Genomic DNA, 19,319 nt, shown 5'->3' on the forward strand with positions numbered 1-19,319 from the left:
ACATGAAAAAACTTACGTTCCTGCTGCTCGCCGCATCGGTCCTGCTTACCAGTTGTGCCGTTTATCTGCCTGACGATGGGCCGCACGGCGGCCGTGGTGGCCCTGGCAACGGTTTCTGTCCCCCCGGACAGGCGAAGAAGGGCAACTGCTGAGCCCGGTCGAGAACGGATCGCCGCTCGTGCGGGCGGCGCCAGCCACGCCAGACGGCAAGAGGGCCGACGTACCGAGGACTTGCGCGAATGGCTGAGCGCATGACTCACGCGTCATTTTCGCCGCGGATGAAGGACCTATGGCACTGAGCCGACTGAATGCCCGACAGCTTGAGACGTTCCTCGCGATTGCCGATTGCGGGAGCATTGCGCGAGCCGCCGACCGGGTCTGTCTGACACCGTCGGCCGTCAGTCAGTTGCTCGGTGAGCTGGAGCGTGAAGTCGGTTTCCGGCTCTTCGATCGGACCACGCGGCGTGTCTCGCTCACGGTGGCCGGTGCAGACTTTCTATCGGCTGCGTCGGCCGCCATGACGCAACTCTACGCGGCGGAGCGTTCGGCTCGGAACATCCGGGAGCGGGCGTCAGGCGTTATTCGCGTCGGCGCGCCGCTCGTGCTGTGTGCCGCCGTCCTGCCCGATGCCATTGCCGCGTACCGCGATCTGCATCCGAACGTGAGCGTGCGGCCGTCGGACGTCGAAGTCGAAAAACTTGTGCCATCCGTTGCCGACGCGCAGATCGACATTGCGCTAGGCCCCAATCAACCGCTGGGCGAACGGGTGAGCGCCACGCCTCTGTTCGACAGCCCATGGGTGGTCTGGTGTTCGCCGCAACACGCGCTCGCGCGTTACGACGTCGTGCCGTGGGAGGCGTTGCGCGAAGCGTCCGTGGTGGCCACCGGACGCGACCACGAGTACAGCGTGACGCGCATGCTGAGCGACCAGCCGGACAGCCAGCGCGTGTTGCCCGTCGAGATCGTCGAGAACGTGACCACCGCGTTCGGACTGGCACGTGCGGGCCTTTCCGTCACGCTCGCGCCGGATTACGTTAAGGGCTTCGCGCGCAGCCAGGGTCTGGTGATGCGCCGAACCGGAAAACCGGAGACGATCCGGCAAATCTGTCTCTATTACTCGAAAGAACGTGCGCTATCGCCGGCCGCCGCCGGATTTCACGATTTCCTTGTGCACTGGGTCGGCGACTGGTACAAGGCGCTGGCGCAATGACGCGCTGTGCCCATTCGTAAGCGCGTTTAAGCAATCGATAAGCGAAAATCGCGATACGCGACGCGGCGCCGCGTAGACTCTTCCGGGAACTGAGGAGACACGCAGCATGACAACGATTTCTGCATTGCCCGCATTCGCTTCGCTCAAGCGACCAGACGATATCGACGACAGCGAATGGGCCGCACGATGTGAGCTGGCCGCCTGCTACCGGGTGTTCGATTACCTCGGCTGGACGGAACTGATCTACAACCACATCACGCTTCGTTTAAGCAGTGCCAACCCGCCCGCGTTCCTGATCAATCCCTTCGGGTTGCATTACTCTGAAGTTACGCCGCTCAATCTCGTTAAAGTCGACGGCGCGGGCAATATCCTCGGGGATAGCCGATACCCGATCAATCCGGCCGGATTCACGGTGCATGCAGCGCTGCACAACGGTTTGCCCGGGGCGCACTGTGTCATGCACACCCATACGACGGCGGGCGTTGCCGTCGCGTGTTCCGCAGCCGGATTGCGCAGCGACAACTTCTACAGCGCGCAATTGCAGGCGCGCGTGGCGTACCACGATTTCGAAGGTGTCACCGTCGATCCGGAGGAGGGGCCGAGACTGATTCGCAGCATCGACGGGCGAAAGGCGGTGATTCTGCGCAATCACGGTCTGCTTTCCTGGGGCGGCAGCGTACCCGAAGCGTTGACTTATCTCTGGACGCTGAACCGCGCCTGTGAAATCCAGCTGGCAACCAGCATGATGGGACCGTCATTGACGATCGCCCCCGACATTACGGAAAAATGCGCGCGCGATGCGCTGCAATTCGATCCGGCTTTCGGTGCCGGGCGCGACGTCTTCGAAGCGCTCGTGCGGGTTGCTTTCCGGGCGCAGTGCTAAAACAGAGCCTTCACCGCCGTGGCGTCGATTCGCTGGACGGGCTTCCCGAAAGCTTCGCGGTGCGGGGTAGATCGAGCGCTCGCGGGCCGTCGAGGCGTCGGGAACCGAGCGTTCATGCCGGTCGGGCGCGCACGACAGCGCATTGGACAGCCCTGTGCAACAGTGTGTTGCAGGGCGCTGTCGGCTGAAATTCGCAAATGGCGGTACACTCCGAGCACACGCCATCGCTGTGCGATGGCACGCGACTCCCAATTTCAGCCCGTTTGAACGTCAACATGAAGTCCCCTGGTACTGCCTCTGCCACGCTCAACTGCGACGCAGGCGAATGCGTCGAGCTTGTTGCTACGGCAACGCTGCCCACCCGCTATGGCACCTTTACCTCCCACGCGTTTCGCGTCAAAGACAGCAGCAACGAGCATCTGGCGTTGGTGATGGGCGACGTGACGGGCGCGAGCGGTGTCGATCTGCCGCCGCTGGTGCGCCTGCATTCGGAATGCCTGACGGGGGACGTGTTCGGCTCCTACCGCTGCGACTGCGGTGAGCAACTCGACGCCGGCATGCGCAAGATTGCCGAAGAAGGCCGTGGCGTGATGCTGTATCTGCGCGGTCATGAGGGGCGCGGCATCGGCCTGAGCAACAAGATTCGTGCGTATTTGCTGCAAGAGCAGGGCCGCGATACGGTCGAGGCGAACCTCGATCTCGGCTTGCCCGACGACGCCCGCGAATACGATTCCGCCGCCGCCATCCTGCGCATTCTGGGGGTGGGTTCGGTACGCCTCATGAGCAACAATCCGAAGAAGTTCGATACGCTCATCAAGCACGGCATCCCCGTGAGCGAGCGCGTGGCGCTCGATATTCCGATGCGCGAAGAGAACGAACGCTATATCCGGACCAAGCAGGTCAAGTTCGGGCACTACTTCGAAGAGAACGAGTAAGTGCAGGCGCTGCCCGCCGCTCGGCCACAATGAGCGCCAGATAGACCAGACCGGCGGCCATGCTGGTCTGCCCGCTGTAGTTCACCAGCCCCAGTCCCCATCCCTGTCGCGCCACGGTGACGACAAGCGCTGCGACCAGCGCTGTCCAGCCGATCCGCCGGTAGCGCCGCGTGCGTGACGCGCAGACGCCGCTGAAATACGTCTGCTGCTGACGTTCCGTCGCCAGTGCGAGGGCGCCAAAGCCCGCAAGGCAGAAAGCAAACGTGAGGAGAGCCATCATGCGCGATCCTCGCCCAACGGCGCGTTGACGGTGGCGCTCCCCGAGGCGGGCGACGTCGTTTTGCCTGGAAGCGCCGCGCGGGAGGGCTTCGTCTTCGGCCGATGGCGGGCGGTTCTCACGGCCAGCCACGCATGCAGCGCGGCGAACGCCCACAACGCCAGATCCATGACGGCAAAGACCCGGTCCCCGGTCGTCACGCTTTGCCATAGGCCGCGCGAAGTGGTGACGGCGTTGAGTGCTGGCAGCAGGGCAAGCGCAGCCGCGCCGATCCACAGCAACTCGATCCATGCACGTCGGGCCGGGCGCACCAGTGCGTATAGCAGCGTCGCTGCCCATACCCAATAGAACGTGTGGACTTCCGCGGCGCTGCGCTCGATGACGTCGCGCGAAATCAGACGATTGCCCCAGAGGAACGCCGTCATGGCGATCGAGAGGCCGGCAATCGCCGCGATGTTAAGACGCTCGACCACGTGAAACCCGAAGTGAAGTCGTGTCGGGTCCGGCAGCCGGGTGCGACGCTTCACGGTCCACATCACCAGCCCTGTGCCCACCATCGCCGTTCCCCCGAGGCTCACCAGGAAGTACAGCCAGCGCAACTGGAGATCGCTGAAGCGTCCGAGGTGCAGGGCGTACATCACGCCGCGAGTCTCGGCGGCGGCGCCGACGCCGTCATGGACTTCGAGCACCTTGCCAGTGGCGCCATCGAATAGCAGATATTGTGGGCTCATCGATACGCGCGTGGCATCGCCGCGCGTGACGGCAACACGTGCGGCCGCGTCGCCCGCGTTCGTGACGGTCACACGTCCCACGTCGTGTGCGCCCCAGCGAGCCTGTGCCTCGCGCACCATCGTCTCGATGGAGGCAAGCGGCATCTTCTGTCCAGTCGCCTTGCCGGGCGCGGGGAAGGCACTCAACTGCGCAGCCAGTTCCGCGCGTTCGACCGGTGTCTTGAGGGCAGTCTGCGCGCCCCACGGCATATACATCGCCATGAGCGTGACGAGACCCGTGTAGGTAATCATCAGGTGGAAGGGCAGGCCGAAGACCGAGAGCGCGTTGTGCGCGTCTAGCCACGAACGCTGTCCCTTGCCCCACCGAAAGGTGAAGAAGTCGACGAAGATCTTCTTGTGCGTGATTACGCCGCTGATGATCGCCACCAGCATGAACATGGCGCAGACACCGGCGAGCCAGCGTCCCCACAGGACCGGCAACGGATGGAACTGGAAATGGAATCGATAGAAAAAGTCACCGCCGAGGGTCTCGCGCGTTCCGAGCGTTCCGAGTGTCTCGCCCGTCGTTGGATCGAACGTCGCTTCCTCGAATGTGCGACGCGGTGTGTTTCCAGTGCCCGTGGGTACCGGCGCCGTGCGCCAGAACACGCTCGCGACGGGATTGCGCTCGGTCGGCAAGGTGATGCCCCATTGCGCACTGCCAGCGGCAAGCGTCGTCAACCGGTTGGCAACGCTTTGCGCAACGACAGCTGGATCTGGCAGTGTCTGTCTGTGCGGCACCTCAGGGCGCATCCATTGCGACAATTCGTCCCTGAAGTAACTCACGGTGCCGGTGAGGAACATGGCATACAGCAGCCAGCCCACGAGCAGGCCGGCCCAGGTATGCAGGTCCGACATCGTCTGGCGGATGCCACGTCCCGGCGGCGGGGCGGGCTGCCGGGATTTCAATGCGCCCATGGAAATCCCGGTCTTCGCCGACTTCACCTCGGTGTTCGGCTCAGGCGTCATGTCGCCCCTCCCGGCACCCATCCGCACGCGACGGCCCACGCCGCCAGTGCGAGCGGTGTCGCGACGATGAGCAGGCCGGCCCAGGCACGCCACGCACTGCGCGCCGCGAACACCCACACGACGGCGCCCGCATAGATCGCAAAGCTCGCCAGCTCTCCGGTGATGACCGCCTGTGGCTTGCTCATCGGCAAGGCAAGGACAGCCACGCTGGCGAGGGCGGCAACGGCGTAACCGCCGCCGATGGCCGCCACGATGCGGGCGACGAGTGCGCCTCGCCGGCCGAGCCCGCCGGTGTTGGCCGATGGCGCGCGACGAACCTGAGCCATGACGCGTGTCGCTTACTTGTTGGGGGTGGCGACCGGCCCGGCCGGCAGCGGGTCGATGCCATCGACCTGCGTGACGGTGGTGGTGGTCACGTAGCTCACGCCCTGATATCGCTCGGCGCCGTTCGTGCCCGGGCGCTCACCCGGCGTCATGTCCTTGTGACTGACTTCGGCAACGTACACACCCTTCCACGGCATGTCGAACGTCACCCGTCCCTGCTCGTTCGTATGCGCTTCCTTCGCCCAGCCCGATTGCGTGACAAGCGAAACCTTCGCCTTGGGCAGCGGCTTGCCCTGGAAGAACAACTGGAACTCGCCAGACTTGCCGGCAGGCACCAGGTCGAGCGTTAGTTGCGGCTTTTGCTTGGTGAAGTCGGTCGCCAGACGCGCCGACGGACGGTACCAGGTCGTGATCTCCTGAGCGTCGCGACGGGAAGTGAAGAGGGGATACCTGGCCTCTTCTGCGACGAGGGCTTCGCCCGCCATGGCACGGAACGGCAGCGTGAAACCGTTCGCCGTTTTGGTGCCGGCAGCCGTTTTCTCGCCGTGCGCCGAACGCAGCGTGGCGGTCGGGGCGACGAACTTGTCGAGCAGTCCCGGCGACGCTTCGCGCAGGTTTTCGCCGAACTCGCCGAAGCGGATGACGGCGTTCTGGTCGGCGGGTTGCTCGATCCAGACCTGATGCGCTTGCGCCGTTCCGGCAACGGTGATGAGGGTTCCGAGCGTGAACCCGGCAAGCCGGGCGATCCTGGTTTTTCGGTTGTCGACGGTGGTCGGCATTGCGGTCTCCTTGGTGAAATGGCGGATGCGGGTTACGTCTGGCGTGGAAGGTTGTGTCATGTCGATGCGGCTCAGAAGTCGATCTGCGCCGAGAGCAGGAACGTGCGCGGCGCTGCCACGGTGGCGTAGGTGCCGCTCATGAGCCAGTAGTTCGAATTGAAGAGGTTCTCGATGTTGGCGCGCAGCACAACCGGCTTGCCCGCGATGCGGGTGCGGTAGCGCGCGCCGATGTCGTAGCGCGTCCAGGCGGGAAGTTCGAGCGTGTTGGCCGCGTTGAAGTACATGCGCGACGTATTGATGATGCGGCCGTTGAGCGAAAGCCCCGGTACCCACGGGGTATCCCAGTCGACGCCAAGGTTGAACGCGCGCTTTGGCACACCGTTCGCATCGTTGCCGTCGTTCACGCCGCCGGCTGTTTTGGTCAGCTTGGCATCGTAGAACGTTGCACTGGCCATCAGACGCAGGCCCTTCACGACTTCGCCGTATGCCGACACTTCGATGCCGCGGTTGCGCTGTTCACCGTCGAAACTGTAGACGTTGGTGGCCGGGTCGGTAATCGCGTTCGGGCGCTGCACCTGAAAGACCGACACCACCGTCGTTAACGGGCCCCAGTCGGCTTTCACACCGGCCTCGTACTGTTTGGACTTGTACGGCGGGAAGACCTGTCCAGCGTTTTGCGTGCCGACGGGCGCTACGCCGCCGCGCGACAAACCCGACGTGAAGTTTGCGTACACGGAGACGTTTTGCAGCGGTTTGACGACGATACCCGCGAGCGGAGAGACGGCGCTCTGGTCGTAGTTCGACGACAGTGCGCCGGTCGTCGTGTTGAAGTTGTCGAGCGCGACGCGCTGGTGGCGCAGACCGCCGGTGAGCAGCACGCGGTCGTTCAAGAACGAAAGCGTGTCTGTTACGGCAATACTCGTCAACGTGGATTCCGAAGCTTTCCTCGGATCCGTTCGCGGGGCGTCGACGGCAGGCAGCGGCGCGGGGTTGTAGATGTTCGACGCGACGGACTTCGAACCCGGCACGTAAGCGTTGCCCGAATCCTGCTCGAGGCGCGACGCCTGTACCGTAAGGGTGTGACCGATGTCGAACGTTCTGAAACTTGCCCGAGCCCCCACTTCCCCCGTGCGTGAGCGGGTGTAAGAGTCGTAATACGAATTCGTTGCCGTGAAGTTGCCGAGGGCGTCTGCGGGGCCGCTCGGGAACGTCTGGTAGGCGCTCGCGTAGTGGTAGCCGATGGCGCCCCACACGGTCACGTTGCGCAGCACGTCGTATTCGAGGCGTGAAGTCACGGCGGAGTCATGCAGGTGCAGTTCGGTGCCGGGATAGAAGTTGCGATATCCCGACGGTGCTTCAGGAATCGTCTTCACCGACGACTGGAAGCCGATCTGGGGACGGAAATTGTCGTCGCCTTCGTGCTGCGTGTAGGCGTCGAGTGTCCAGCGCAGGCGCTGCGTGGTGTAGTCGAGGCCGACCGAGCCGAAACCGACGCTCTGCCTGCCGTTATCCAGCGTGGTGTTGCCGTCGCGAAATACGCCGTTCAGGCGCACGCCCCACGCCTGGTCTTCCCCGAAGCGGCGGCCCACGTCGGCTTCCACGCCCAACTGCGATTTGCTCTGAAACGTTGTCGTCAGCCGCGTGATTGGCTCGCTCGTGGCCCGCTTGGTCACCACATTGATGGCCCCCCCGATGCTGCCGCTCGGCCCGATGCCATTCATCAGTGTGCCGGGGCCCTTCAGAACCTCCACGCGCTCGACCATCGCCGCCGGCACCCGACTGGCCGACGCCATGCCGTACAGGCCGTTGAGTCCCACATCGCTGCTCGAGACGGTGTAGCCGCGAATCTGGAAGTCTTCGCCGAACCCTCCGCTGGAGGTCAGCATGCGTACCGACGACTCGTTGATGACGACGTCTGCGAGCGTGCGGGCCTGCTGGTCGCGCACCATCTGCTCGGTGTAGTTCATCGTGCTGAAGGGCACGTCCATCGCATCGGCCGAGCCGAGCATGCCAAGACTGCCGCCGCGCGCGATCTGACCGCCCGCGTAGGCCGGTTGCAAGCCGTTGTCATAACTTGCGGTGACGTGGGTCGTCGGGAGCGCCACGGCGCCTTCGGCGCCCACGGGCGTCGTGGCGGGCTGGATCAGATAGCTGCCGTTCGATTGGGGGACGACCTCAACGCCGGTGCCCGCGACGAGGGCTTCCAGCCCGTTACGCGGCGTGTACGTGCCTCTGAGGCCATGGCTGTGGCGGCCTGCCGTGACTTCGGGTTTGAACGACAGCATGATCCCGGCGTCGCGCCCGAACCGGCTCAAGGTGTCTTCGAGCGAGCCCGCCGGAATGTCGAAGGCACGCGCCCCCGGCGCGGCGGTGCTCTGGGCACGGACCGTCAGCGGCGTGAGGGCGATCATCGCCGTCGGTGCAGCGACGGCTGCGCCCAGCGCGATGCGACCCAGTGCATAGGCCAGCCGCGTGCGGCGGTGTACCCGAAGTTGTTGGCTGGGGCGTTGTTGCCGCCCGCGGACGTGACCCATGATCTGACCTTTCGTGTGGAAGAGAGTGGTGGTGCTCGTCCTCCATGACCCGCGAAACACAGAAACGGATCACCTTTGTGAAAAAAACTTTGCGCCGTTGATTCTCATGCGACCGAGCGGGCATGTCTCGGTCGTTGGGCTGCGCCGGATCGCGTCGAGTTAAGTGGAATGACGTGGCGTTGCGTGGCGTTGCGTGGCGTTACGTCGGGTATGTCTGTCATGCCTGGTGCATCGGCGGCGCACTGATCTACGCTGGGACCAGCCGGATTTCGCGCCTGCCCCAGAAGCGCGTGAACGCTTCGGCGCGCACGGCGAGCGTGCTGCCCAGCGTGTCGAGGACCTTGCCCACATCGTCGAGCGGGAATGTGCCCGATACGCGCAAATTGGCGATGTCGGGGTCGCAAGAGAGCGACGCATCGCTGTAGCGGGCCAGCTCGGCGACGAAGTCGGCGAGCCGCATGCTGCGTGCGACGATGAAGCCCTCGGCCCAGCTCGCGTCGGCGCTCGGCGCGTCGATCGTCCCGGAGATGCTGTCGGCCGTGTAACTGGCATGTCGCCCGGCTTGCACGATCAGCGATCTGGCGGGCGCCGCACGCGGACGGAGCTCGACCGCGCCCTCGAGAACGCTCACATGGGTTCCGTCCTCGCACTGCCGCACGGTGTAGCGCGTACCGAGCGCGCGTGCGGTCCCCTGCGAGGTCTCGACGAAAAAGGGACGCGGCGGTGCATGCCTGTCCGGCGCGGTCGTGATCAGCACTTCGCCGGCCACGAGCCTGATGCGTCGTTCGTCCTCGCGATACCGGATGTCGACGGCGCTGTCGGTGTTGAGTACCAGGCGCGTGCCGTCATCGAGCAGCAAAGTGCGGCGCTCGCCGACGGCGGTGTGCACGTCTGCCGACCAGCGCTGCCACGCCGATGAGTGCAGGGCAGTCCATGCGCCGGAGCCGCCGAAAAGAAGGACGGTGAGCGACTTCACGGCGCGCCGACGCGATTTCGATGCGGGCGGTGATGACGGTGAAGGGGGGGCCGTTGTCCCCGATCGCGCCAATGCGACTTGCGCGACCCCGGCTTCGACGGGCGCAGCCAGGGGGGCGAGCTTGCCGTTGACCGACTCGATGCGTTGCCATGCGCGTTCGTGATCGGGATGCGCGGCACGCCACGCATGCCAGTCGGCCATGGTTTGCGGCGAGGTATCGTCGCTCTGCAATTCGATGAGCCATTCGACCGCCCGCTGCGCGACCTGTGGCGGCACGTTGGCGGCGTCGCGGGTGGTGTCGTACCAGCTTGAATGTGTAGCCGGCGAGGCAGGCATGGAGGCGTTCTTGCGCATGCGTCAGCCTAGAAACGACAGGTCGGCGAAGTAGCAGCGGTGCAGTGCCTTGGCGAGATAGCGTTTGACCGTTGGTAGCGAGACACCGAGCGTCTGCGCGATCTGTGCGTGTGTTTGCCCGTCCAGTTGCGAGGACAAAAACGCCTGACGGACAAGGGGCGGCAGGCCGTCGAGCAGCCGATCGAGCTCCAGCAGTGTTTCCAGCATCATGGCGCGCGTCTCGGGCGACCATTCCACGCCGCGAGGCACTTGCGCGAGCGCATCGAGGTAAGCCCGTTCGAGCTTCTGACGACGCCAGTGATTAGAGACGAGATTCTGCGCTACCGTCGTGAGATAGGCGCGAGGTTCGTCGAATGTCGACGGCACGCGCTCGCTGCCAAGCAGTCGCACGAAAGTGTCGTGGGCGATGTCCGCTGCCTGCTCGGCACTGCCAAGCCGTCGATGCAGCCAGCCCTTTAGCCAGGAATGGTGATGGCAATAAAGCAGTTCGACGGTAGAGGGAAGGGGGCCCGGGGTTTGCATGATCCAGCCTGATGCTCGGTCCACTCACGACACTTGGGACCAGCGCAAGCACTGGCTAACGGTCATGCAGCAGTTGAGACAACTCGCAGTAATTTGTTAATGATAATCATTATTAATAACGCATGGGAAATGTCCCTGTCAATCTAAAGTCTTTTGACCCGGGAATCGCTCGGTGTCCGTAATTCGAGACAACGCCGCGCAAGGCCGTCCATGGGCCGTGTGCGGGGACGGCGAGTGTTGTATTCGAGCAAATTCCGAAGAAGTTTGCGATGCAGCATTTATCGCTTGACGCTCTAAATTAGCCTCAGTTACCATCCGCCCTGTCTTCAATTTAAGGGGTTAGTCCGTGAATTCCGATGCCAGTAGTCCTCGATCTTTGATCGATTGATTGCCTGAGGATCCACAGCCTTCCCTGTGCCGCGTCCTCATGCAGGATGCGGTATCCAGCGCCAACCTAACGCTCTTCCCGAGCGTGCCCTTTCAGGGCTTCCCGGCGCGATTTCCGCAAGAATTTCCATCGTCGTGCCCGTCATGGGTGTCGTCGTGTTGCGCGTGTGCGTTGCTCATGCGCCACCTGACTGCGCTCTTGCGTGCCGGCCGTCCGTGCGTGCCACGGGCACTTCGCAGCCATGCGAGGAAATCATGCGAGCTTTTCAAACGTTTCAGGCTTTCCAGAGCCAACCGACGCGCGCGACGCCCGTGTCGCATCTGACCATCGTCTGTCTGGCCGAGGCCCTTGGCGCCTTGCGCAAGCAGATGTTCATCGATCTCACCGCGCTCGGCCTGCGCGCCACCCATGTGAGCATCACGCGCTGGAGCGACCGCGACGAGGCGTCCGCCACCGTTACGCTCGACTGCCCGCATGGGGCGCGGGCATCGCTCACGTCGCTCGTCATGCGACTGTCGGGTGAGCACAGTGTGCGCCGCGTGTTCTGGTCCGATGACCCGTCGCGTCGCGCAACGCTCGGCGCGGCCGCAGCCGCAGCCGCGTAAGCGCCGGCAGATCTGCCGAACTACCCCCGGCCGACGCTTGCCCGTTTGCCGACTGCCGAATACCAAAATATAAGGAGTCCGAAATGGAAGACGGATCTAGTCGAATGTGGCCCGTCGGGATCGCACCTGCGCTGTATGTTGCGTGCGACTTCCCGACGGGCGAGCTGATGCCATACCCCCATTGTTTCGCTATCACCGACCGCGCGCAGCGCGGCGCGGCTGGGTGCGTTCGCGCTGTTTTCCGGAGAAATGGTCTCCGCTAGCGTCTGACGAGACCGGCCGGCCGCCATGCGCCATGCATGCCAGCGTAAGCCGCGCCAGGAAAATCGTCATGACAAACAACCACCGCTCCCGCCATAAGCAGCGCGGTTTCGTCGATCATTCGACCGCCGCCGATCTGCCGCTCTCGGGTCCCGACGTCGTCGCCCGTCTTGCGACCGAACCGTTGCACCATGTTCTCCACACTCTTGGCACCGACACCGCCGGCCTGCCGCTTGCCGATGTGGGACAGCGCCAGACGCGCTACGGTCCCAACGAAATCGCGCACGACAAACCGCCACACTGGACGCGTCAGCTGATCGGCGCCTTCAATAACCCCTTCGTGTTCGTGCTGCTCGCGCTCGTCACGATCAGCTTCTGTACCGACGTCTACTTCGCCGATCCGGGCGACGAGGACTACAAGAGCATCATCATTCTGATGACCATGGTCACGATCAGCGGCCTGCTGCGCTTCTTCTCCGAATTCCGGTCGCTTCGTGCCGCCGAGAAGCTCAAGGCGATGGTGCGCACGACGGCCAGCGTTCGTCGCCGCACGACGGCGTCGGGCAAGTCGGAGCGTCACGAGGTCGCCATGCGCGATCTGGTCGTGGGCGACATCGTGACGCTTCAGGCAGGCGACATGATCCCGGCCGATCTGCGGCTGATCGAGTCCCGCGACCTGTTTATCAGTCAGGCCGTGCTGACCGGCGAGGCGTTGCCTGTTGAAAAGTACGACACGATGGGCGCCGTCGCACAGAAGTCCGCCGCGCTCGCCGCAGGGCAGGGGCATGCCAACCTGCTCGACCTCTCGAACATCTGCTTCATGGGCACGAACGTGGTGAGCGGCACCGCCGTCGGCGTGGTCGTGGCCACGGGCGCCGACACGTACTTCGGTGCGCTGGCGAAAAACGTCGTCAGCCACAAGCGGGTGGAGACGAGCTTCGACCGGGGCGTGAACAGCGTGAGCTGGCTGCTCATTCGCTTCATGCTGGTGATGGTTCCCATCGTCTTCATGATCAACGGCCTGACCAAGGGTGACTGGCTGAGCGCGTTAACATTTGCCCTCGCCGTGGCTGTCGGTCTGACGCCGGAAATGCTCCCGATGATCGTGAGCGCCAACCTCGCGCGCGGTGCACTGGCGATGTCGCGTCGCAAGGTCGTGGTCAAGCGTCTGAATTCGGTACAGAACTTTGGCGCCATGGACGTGCTGTGCACAGACAAGACCGGCACGCTCACGCAGGACCGCATCATTCTCGAGCAGCATCTGGACGTGACGGGCGACGAGCAGGAAGACGTGCTGCGCCTCGGCTGGCTCAACAGCTACCACCAGAGCGGCCAGCGCAATCTCATCGACGTGGCCATCATCCGTCGCGCCAACGAGATCGGCGAGTCCGTGCAGCCGCGCACCTATGCCAAGGTCGACGAGCTGCCGTTCGACTTCGTACGTCGCCGACTGTCGGTAGTCGTGGAGAACGAGCGCCACGAACATCTCATGATCACCAAGGGCGCCGTCGAAGAGATGCTGTCGGTCTCGACGCACGTGAAGACCCCGCATGGCGTGCGCGCGCTCGACGACACAGCCCGCGCCATGCTCATCGCCCGTGCCGAGGCCTACAACGAAGACGGCTTCCGCGTGCTCGTCGTGGCCACCCGGGACGTTCCGGCCGGTGAGACGAAAAACCAGTACAAGACGTCCGACGAGCACGGCCTGACCGTCTGCGGCTTCCTGACGTTCCTCGATCCGCCCAAGGATTCGGCCGCCCCCGCGATTGCGGCGCTGCGCGAGCACGGCGTGACGGTGAAGGTCCTCACCGGCGATAACCCGATCGTGACAATGAAGGTGTGCCGCCAGGTCGGCATCGAGCCGGGCACGCCGCTGCTGGGCGCCGACATCGAGTCGATGGACGATACAACGCTGCGCGACGTGGTCGGTCGCACGACCGTGTTCGCCAAACTCGCGCCGCTGCACAAGGCGCGTGTAGTCAAGGCCTTGCAAGCCAATGGCCATACCGTTGGCTTCCTGGGCGACGGTATCAACGATGCGCCCGCGTTGCGCGACGCCGACGTGGGCATCTCGGTGGACACGGGGGCCGACATCGCGAAGGAAACCGCCGACATCATCCTGCTCGAAAAGAGCCTGATGGTGCTGGAGGCCGGCGTGATCAAGGGGCGCGAGACGTTCGGCAACATTCTCAAGTATCTGAACATGACGGCCAGCTCGAACTTCGGCAACGTGTTCTCGGTACTGGTGGCGAGCGCCTTCCTGCCCTGGGAGCCCATGCTCGCGGTGCAACTGCTCGTGCAGAACCTCGTGTACGACATCTCGCAAATGTTCCTGCCGTGGGACCGCATGGATCCGGAGTTCCTCAAGAAACCACGCAAGTGGGATGCCGGCAACATTCGTCGCTTCATGCTGTGGATCGGGCCAACCTCCTCGGTCTTCGATATCACCACCTATGCGTTGATGTGGACGGTCTTCGGTGCAGGCGCGCTCTATCACCTGCACGGCGGCACGGGGGGGCAGGTCATCATGAACTCGGGCTGGTTCATCGAAGGGCTGGTTTCCCAGACACTGGTCGTGCATCTGCTGCGCACGCAGAAGGTCCCCTTCCTGCAAAGCACGCCGGCGCTGCCGATCATGCTCTCGACGTCGGTCGCGATTGCCATCGCCTGCTGGCTGCCGTACTCGCCGTTTGCGCAGGCCATGGGTTTCGTCGGTCTGCCGGGCTCGTATTTCTACTGGCTCGTGGCGACCATGCTCGGCTACATCATGCTCGCCCAGACGGTCAAGACGATCTACATCCGACGCTTCGGTCGCTGGTTCTGAGCGAAGCCTGATAGTCACCTGACACCCGAATCGCTGGAATGCTCCTGCCCCCGAGGGCGGGAGCCCGGCTCCCACATTCATGTCCCGAACTGCGCGAAATCCATGCGCGGCATCGGGGCGGCACAAGCATATCGAGAACGACTCATGAAGAAGCAACTGATGTATCTGGCGCTGTTCTGCCCGCTCAGCGCTTTCGCAGCCCACCCGCTGACCTCAGACGATACCGGCACGCAAGGCGACGGTAACTGGCAATTCGAGAGCAATGCCGAAGCGACGTCGAAGCAGCCGGACATCGGGCGTCAAACGCTCTGGAACAGCACGCTCACCCGGGGCTTCGGCCAAGCGCTCGATCTTTACGTCAACGTGCCGTATACCAACATCCAAAATCGTTCCGAGTCGGCCGGCAGCGGCGTCGGCGACGTGGAGACCGGCGCGAAGTGGCGTATGTATGACGATGGGGCGTTCAGCGTCGGCCTGAAGCCGTACCTGACGTTTCCCTCCGGCAACGACCAGCGCGGACTCGGCACCGGTCGCGTGAATGCCGGGGCGACATTGCTCGCGCAGTATCAGATCGACGACTGGACGTTTCTGGCCAATGCGGGGGCCGCATATCAGGCGAACCGGCAGGCCCAGCGGCAGGGCGTGTGGAAGGTGTCCGCAGCGGTGCTCTATCGGGTGCTGCCGTCCACGCAACTGATTGTCGATATTGGCACGGCCCAAAATCCGGATTTCGCTCAGAAGACGAATCCGGCGTTCATGATTCTCGGCGCGATTTACAGCCCGACGTCATGGATGGATCTCGACGTCGGGTACCGGCGTGGCTTGAATCCGCAAACCTACGATGACTCGTGGATGGGCGGGTTGACGATGCGCTGGTGAGCCCTTGTGTCGGTGGACGATTTCCCAACGCCACGCGTGGCGCCTGGGGAAATACGTCCGCCTGATGCAGGACGGGCGCAGGGCATAAGATGCATACCGAGCCCATGTTAAACTGCCTCGCAACACCACCGGGCGGCACACCGTGCCGCCCTCATTTGTCCGATCCGTCCTGATCCGCGCCCGTCGCATGCGACTTACCGACCACACCGATTACAGTCTGCGCACTCTGATCTACGTCGCGGTTCATCCCGACGAACTGGTGCATGTGCAGTCGGTGGCGGACGCCTTCGACATTCCCAAAAACCACCTCGTGAAGATCGTTCAGAAGCTGGGGCAACTGGGCTTCCTTCACACAGTGCGCGGGCGGGCAGGCGGCATTCGTCTCGGACGTCCGCCTGAGCGCATCGGTCTGGGAGACGTGGTGCGGGCGATGGAACCCGATTTTGCGATGGTCGAGTGCTTTCACCAGGGCGACAACGCGTGCGTGATTACGTCCGCATGCAATCTGCGCGGGGTTCTGGGTGAGGCGTTGCGTTCCTACTTCGCGGTGCTCGATCGCTACACGCTGGCCGACCTCGTCGCACAACCGGCGGTGCTGCGCCGCCTGCTCGGCGACGCCGCGGCCACCATCGTTCCGCTGACGGACCTCAAGGTCCGCAAGCGCGTCACGCAGTCGTAATTCCCGTTGCCGTAATTGCCGCTGTGTCGTTCCCACTGTCCTGATTTCCGCTGCCGTCATTCCTCCTGTCGTCATTCCCCCTGTGGTCATTCCTGCTATTGGGTCGGCACTGGCAGCGTGTCGTCGGCCATCATTCCGGCATTTTCGGCCATCCCATCGAGGCTTGCTATCGTCGTCATAGCGCTGCGCAATCGCCGAGCGATCCCCGCCATCAGAACTGGACGAACGGTTGCATCTTGTAGACGTCCTGCCGCGCAGCGCGCGGTGTCCTTTCGTAATCTTCAGTCATACCCGATAGCGTCCATCCGATCACGAAAATGAGCGCTTCGCGGGACTCGACATCCGGCCATTGTTGCCGACCGAAAGGAGTTTCATCATGAACGCACGTATCTTTGCCGCCGCCCTGATCGCCACTGTCACGCTGGCTTCCGTACCGGCATTCGCCGACACCCAAACGGCGGACGCGGGTCAACCCGCTGTGTCCCAGGGCCTGAGCCGCGCGCAAGTCCTTGAAGAACTGCGTCAGGCACGCGCTTCCGGAAAGCTCGATCAATCGCTCGAAACGTATCCCTCGCTGCTGCAACAAACGCCGTCGATCGGCCGTTCGCGCGCCGAAGTCCGCTCGGAAATTGGGACCACTGCGGCGCTTGCCGACAGCCGTGCCTGATGTACGTATTGACGTTGGGGCCAGCAACGGACTTTCCTTCCGTTCGCTGGGAAAGGCCGGTCCAAGCAAGGGTTCGATAAATCCTCCATAATCGGCGCACCGGGTTATTTCAACGAGTGCGCCATGGACCGGCTCTCCACCCTGATTTCGAATTTCGGCGTTCGCGCCGGTGTGTTTCATAGCGGCGGCATGTGTGGCATCGCCAGCTACGGTATCGATGCTCACGACGGTGGGCATCTCCACTTGCTGCGCTCGGGCGAAGTGGCGCTGGTTACGGAAGATGGCGCACGACGACAGATCGACGAGCCGTCGCTGATCTTCTTTCCGCGTCGCAACCATCATCAATTGCTCTCGGGCGAAGCGGACCGCACGGAACTGGTGTGCGGTTCGTTGTCGTTCGACGGGGGCCACAACAATCCGCTCGTGGCCGCGTTGCCCGATTTCCTTGTCCTGCCCACCAAATCCCTGTCCACGCTCGAACTGACGTTGAACTGGCTGTTCGCGGAAGCGTTCGGGCAGAATTGCGGGCGTCTGGCCGTGATGGACCGCTTGTTCGAATTGCTGGTCATTCAACTGTTGCGGCACGTGCTGGAGCATCGTCTTGTGAGCTTCGGCATGCTGGCCGGATTGGGCGACCCGCGGCTCGCCCGCGCGTTGAACGTCATTCACAACCAGCCGGGCGAGCCGTGGACGGTAGAGTCGTTGGCAAGCACCGCGAACATGTCGCGGGCGAATTTCGCCGCGCAGTTTCGCGAAGTGGTAGGGCAGTCGCCAGCGGATTATCTGCTGGACTGGCGCATCGGGCTTGCACAGAAGCGTTTGCGTGACGGTCAGCCGATCGCGCGTGTGGCGCAGGAAGTGGGTTACGACAGCGCGTCGGCGCTGGCGCGCGCTTTCCGGCGCAAGACGGGCAGCAGCCCACGCGACTGGCTACGCGCCCAGATGCATGCGGTCACGACGTTGCCGCGACCGCGCGTGCAGTTCGAGCCTGTGTTGCCCGCCCAGGCGGCGTAATCGCCTGACGAACGCGCCGTCGTCGTTGTCGTCATCGGTATCGTCATTTGCATCTTCGGCGTCGTCATGACAGTCATGACGTAACCGTGTCCAGAGGCCGTTCTCTGGCTGGGACTGCGTGCGCTTTTATGTCGTCGCCAGCCAGATTTTCAATTCGGCTTAGAACACGTGGCTGACACCCAGACGCACGACCGTCTGCGAGCTGGTGGCAGACGACATGCCGTTGGCGGCGTCGCCCACCGATGCCGTAGCGTCGATCACGTTGCCGTAGGCGTCCAGCGTATTGCCCGATGCCTTCTGGTATCCCGCCAAGGCATACAGCTCCGTGCGCCTGGACAGGTTGTAGAACGCGGCGAGGTTGAACTGATGGTATTTCGCGCCTGATGCATTCGCCGCCGGGGCATTCACGTTCGTGAAGCTGTATCCGCCGCCGAAGCGGAAGGCATTCGTGAAGCGATACATGCCCAGCACGCCGACCGTGTCGAACTTGGCCGTGCGCGTAAAGCGCGAGTACGTGCCCGCCGAGTACTCCGTGTGGCTGTAGTTTGCACCGAGCGTGGTGTTGCCGAACTGGTACGTCATGGCGGTGGCGACGATGTCACGCGATCTGGCGCTGGCATACCCGGCGTTGATGGACGAGGCAAAGGCCGATTCCGACGAGCCCGCCCAACTTCCGATGGTCGTATCCGTGGCGCTTGCCTTGTCGTTGTTGGCGTGCGAGTAGCCAACGCCCCACGTCAGCGGGCCGTTGGCGTACTGGCCGGCGAGGCCCCAGGTGTTCTGACGCCCCATCGTGCCGGGCTGGCCGCCGAAGCCGTACATGGCCCCGAAGGTGAACCCGCCCCACGTCGGCGACCGGTACTTCACGCTGTTGTTGACGCGCGAACTGTGGTCGAGATTGTCGACGTCGCCCGGGTGCGCGCCCACGCCCGAGAGCAGGGCGGTGCCGCCCACCGAACCGACGAGATCGATCAGCGGATCGTACTGACGACCCAGCGTGACGGTGCCGTAGGCTTTGTCCTGCAAGCCGACGTAAGCATGACGGCCGAACTCTGCGCCGCCCTGACTGGCCGTGCCGTTGCCGATGTTAAAGCCGTTCTCGAGACGGAACAGCGCCTTCAAACCACCCCCCAGATCTTCCGAACCCTGAATGCCCCAGCGGCTGCCTTGCCATGTGCCGCTCTGGAACGCGTAGTTCGACGCGCCGGTCAGGACAGCGGGGCGTCCTGCCGCACCCGCACGCGTGACCGATGCCACGTTGCTGGCATAGCCGATGCCGCCGTCGACGATTCCGTAGAGCGTGACATTGGACTGGGCGCAGGCGAGTGTGGCCGCACCGCAGCCGATCACGAGCGCGGCGGCGTGGGCGAGCGGCGCACGAGCGAGAGAGGTTGCGAAGGACTTCATGGTGTGTTTCCTGAGTGAGTTCGGACGGGCGAGTAAAAAAGGCGATCCGCGTTCCGGTGTCA

Annotated in this window: 18 protein-coding genes; 10 read left to right on the forward strand and 8 right to left on the reverse strand. The window is 63.7% G+C overall.

Translation table 11 applies throughout. The features are described from left to right. Positions 1–2: 2 nt before the first annotated feature. The 4 genes from UC34_RS25620 to ribA all read left to right on the forward strand — a co-directional run bounded on the left by UC34_RS25620 (position 3) and on the right by ribA (position 3,028). Positions 3–152: a hypothetical protein gene (locus UC34_RS25620; RefSeq protein ID WP_167370646.1), complete on the forward strand. Its 150-nt coding sequence runs from the start codon at positions 3–5 to the stop codon at positions 150–152. Between the two features lie 137 nt (positions 153–289). After that, entirely contained in the window at positions 290–1,210 is a 921-nt protein-coding gene (locus tag UC34_RS07985; RefSeq protein WP_044455124.1) for a LysR family transcriptional regulator, read from the forward strand. 106 nt (positions 1,211–1,316) lie between these two features. Further along, the gene (locus UC34_RS07990; protein WP_044455125.1) at positions 1,317–2,093 is read left to right on the forward strand and encodes a class II aldolase/adducin family protein; all 777 of its coding nucleotides are present in this window, start codon (positions 1,317–1,319) and stop codon (positions 2,091–2,093) included. Positions 2,094–2,368: 275 nt separating this feature from the next. Beyond that, entirely contained in the window at positions 2,369–3,028 is a 660-nt protein-coding gene (gene ribA, locus UC34_RS07995; RefSeq protein ID WP_044457897.1) for a GTP cyclohydrolase II, read from the forward strand. Here the strand turns inward: ribA and UC34_RS08000 are convergent. The 7 genes from UC34_RS08000 to UC34_RS08030 form a co-directional block, all read right to left on the reverse strand. Continuing rightward, entirely contained in the window at positions 2,994–3,308 is a 315-nt protein-coding gene (locus tag UC34_RS08000; protein ID WP_072617445.1) for a DUF3325 domain-containing protein, read from the reverse strand. The two genes, ribA and UC34_RS08000, sit on opposite strands and share 35 nt — an antisense overlap. Further along, the gene (locus UC34_RS08005; protein ID WP_418303924.1) at positions 3,305–5,044 is read right to left on the reverse strand and encodes a PepSY-associated TM helix domain-containing protein; all 1,740 of its coding nucleotides are present in this window, start codon (positions 5,042–5,044) and stop codon (positions 3,305–3,307) included. The genes UC34_RS08000 and UC34_RS08005 overlap by 4 nt, the downstream gene beginning before the upstream one ends. Then, positions 5,041–5,370: a DUF3649 domain-containing protein gene (locus tag UC34_RS08010; RefSeq protein WP_044455126.1), complete on the reverse strand. Its 330-nt coding sequence runs from the start codon at positions 5,368–5,370 to the stop codon at positions 5,041–5,043. The genes UC34_RS08005 and UC34_RS08010 overlap by 4 nt, the downstream gene beginning before the upstream one ends. Positions 5,371–5,382: 12 nt before the next feature. Then, positions 5,383–6,147 (reverse strand): DUF4198 domain-containing protein, encoded by a 765-nt coding sequence (locus UC34_RS08015; protein WP_084070439.1) that lies wholly within the window; start codon positions 6,145–6,147, stop codon positions 5,383–5,385. A gap of 71 nt (positions 6,148–6,218) precedes the next feature. Beyond that, positions 6,219–8,681: a TonB-dependent receptor gene (locus tag UC34_RS08020; protein WP_084070440.1), complete on the reverse strand. Its 2,463-nt coding sequence runs from the start codon at positions 8,679–8,681 to the stop codon at positions 6,219–6,221. A 247-nt stretch (positions 8,682–8,928) separates the two neighbouring features. After that, entirely contained in the window at positions 8,929–10,011 is a 1,083-nt protein-coding gene (locus tag UC34_RS08025; RefSeq protein ID WP_237165272.1) for a FecR domain-containing protein, read from the reverse strand. 3 nt (positions 10,012–10,014) lie between these two features. Next, a complete protein-coding gene (locus UC34_RS08030) occupies positions 10,015–10,533 on the reverse strand; it encodes a sigma-70 family RNA polymerase sigma factor (RefSeq protein ID WP_044455127.1) in 519 nt (172 codons plus the stop codon). A 642-nt stretch (positions 10,534–11,175) separates the two neighbouring features. Here UC34_RS08030 and UC34_RS08035 point away from each other — a divergent pair. From UC34_RS08035 to UC34_RS08060, 6 genes are all read left to right on the forward strand, one after another. Then, positions 11,176–11,526 (forward strand): hypothetical protein, encoded by a 351-nt coding sequence (locus tag UC34_RS08035; protein WP_044455128.1) that lies wholly within the window; start codon positions 11,176–11,178, stop codon positions 11,524–11,526. A gap of 331 nt (positions 11,527–11,857) precedes the next feature. Continuing rightward, positions 11,858–14,611 (forward strand): magnesium-translocating P-type ATPase, encoded by a 2,754-nt coding sequence (gene mgtA, locus UC34_RS08040; RefSeq protein WP_044455129.1) that lies wholly within the window; start codon positions 11,858–11,860, stop codon positions 14,609–14,611. A 144-nt stretch (positions 14,612–14,755) separates the two neighbouring features. After that, positions 14,756–15,490 (forward strand): transporter, encoded by a 735-nt coding sequence (locus UC34_RS08045; protein ID WP_044455130.1) that lies wholly within the window; start codon positions 14,756–14,758, stop codon positions 15,488–15,490. 187 nt (positions 15,491–15,677) lie between these two features. After that, positions 15,678–16,169, forward strand: a complete 492-nt coding sequence (locus UC34_RS08050) for an Rrf2 family transcriptional regulator (protein ID WP_044455131.1) — start codon at positions 15,678–15,680, stop codon at positions 16,167–16,169. Positions 16,170–16,545: 376 nt separating this feature from the next. After that, on the forward strand, positions 16,546–16,836 hold the full coding sequence (locus UC34_RS08055; protein ID WP_044455132.1) for a DUF4148 domain-containing protein: 291 nt from the start codon (positions 16,546–16,548) through the stop codon (positions 16,834–16,836). Positions 16,837–16,959: 123 nt separating this feature from the next. Further along, on the forward strand, positions 16,960–17,850 hold the full coding sequence (locus UC34_RS08060; protein ID WP_063389822.1) for an AraC family transcriptional regulator: 891 nt from the start codon (positions 16,960–16,962) through the stop codon (positions 17,848–17,850). Positions 17,851–18,009: 159 nt separating this feature from the next. On the opposite strand, the gene UC34_RS08065 is transcribed toward UC34_RS08060, so the two are convergent. Beyond that, positions 18,010–19,257, reverse strand: a complete 1,248-nt coding sequence (locus UC34_RS08065; protein ID WP_044455133.1) for a porin — start codon at positions 19,255–19,257, stop codon at positions 18,010–18,012. Between the last annotated feature and the right edge of the window lie 62 nt (positions 19,258–19,319).

Source organism: Pandoraea vervacti (genome assembly GCF_000934605.2).
Taxonomy (GTDB): Bacteria; Pseudomonadota; Gammaproteobacteria; order Burkholderiales; family Burkholderiaceae; genus Pandoraea; species Pandoraea vervacti.

Excerpts from the sequence above, each read along its gene's own strand:
- mgtA (WP_044455129.1), top strand. The coding sequence starts at position 11,858 with ATGACAAACAACCACCGCTCCCGCCATAAGCAGCGCGGTTTCGTCGAT.
- UC34_RS07985 (WP_044455124.1), top strand. The coding sequence starts at position 290 with ATGGCACTGAGCCGACTGAATGCCCGACAGCTTGAGACGTTCCTCGCG.
- UC34_RS08055 (WP_044455132.1), top strand. The coding sequence starts at position 16,546 with ATGAACGCACGTATCTTTGCCGCCGCCCTGATCGCCACTGTCACGCTG.
- UC34_RS08065 (WP_044455133.1), bottom strand. The coding sequence starts at position 19,257 with ATGAAGTCCTTCGCAACCTCTCTCGCTCGTGCGCCGCTCGCCCACGCC.
- UC34_RS08015 (WP_084070439.1), bottom strand. The coding sequence starts at position 6,147 with ATGCCGACCACCGTCGACAACCGAAAAACCAGGATCGCCCGGCTTGCC.
- UC34_RS08010 (WP_044455126.1), bottom strand. The coding sequence starts at position 5,370 with ATGGCTCAGGTTCGTCGCGCGCCATCGGCCAACACCGGCGGGCTCGGC.
- UC34_RS25620 (WP_167370646.1), top strand. The coding sequence starts at position 3 with ATGAAAAAACTTACGTTCCTGCTGCTCGCCGCATCGGTCCTGCTTACC.
- ribA (WP_044457897.1), top strand. The coding sequence starts at position 2,369 with ATGAAGTCCCCTGGTACTGCCTCTGCCACGCTCAACTGCGACGCAGGC.
- UC34_RS08045 (WP_044455130.1), top strand. The coding sequence starts at position 14,756 with ATGAAGAAGCAACTGATGTATCTGGCGCTGTTCTGCCCGCTCAGCGCT.
- UC34_RS07990 (WP_044455125.1), top strand. The coding sequence starts at position 1,317 with ATGACAACGATTTCTGCATTGCCCGCATTCGCTTCGCTCAAGCGACCA.
- UC34_RS08050 (WP_044455131.1), top strand. The coding sequence starts at position 15,678 with ATGCGACTTACCGACCACACCGATTACAGTCTGCGCACTCTGATCTAC.
- UC34_RS08000 (WP_072617445.1), bottom strand. The coding sequence starts at position 3,308 with ATGATGGCTCTCCTCACGTTTGCTTTCTGCCTTGCGGGCTTTGGCGCC.
- UC34_RS08035 (WP_044455128.1), top strand. The coding sequence starts at position 11,176 with ATGCGAGCTTTTCAAACGTTTCAGGCTTTCCAGAGCCAACCGACGCGC.
- UC34_RS08020 (WP_084070440.1), bottom strand. The coding sequence starts at position 8,681 with ATGGGTCACGTCCGCGGGCGGCAACAACGCCCCAGCCAACAACTTCGG.
- UC34_RS08060 (WP_063389822.1), top strand. The coding sequence starts at position 16,960 with ATGGACCGGCTCTCCACCCTGATTTCGAATTTCGGCGTTCGCGCCGGT.
- UC34_RS08025 (WP_237165272.1), bottom strand. The coding sequence starts at position 10,011 with ATGCGCAAGAACGCCTCCATGCCTGCCTCGCCGGCTACACATTCAAGC.
- UC34_RS08030 (WP_044455127.1), bottom strand. The coding sequence starts at position 10,533 with ATGCAAACCCCGGGCCCCCTTCCCTCTACCGTCGAACTGCTTTATTGC.
- UC34_RS08005 (WP_418303924.1), bottom strand. The coding sequence starts at position 5,044 with ATGACGCCTGAGCCGAACACCGAGGTGAAGTCGGCGAAGACCGGGATT.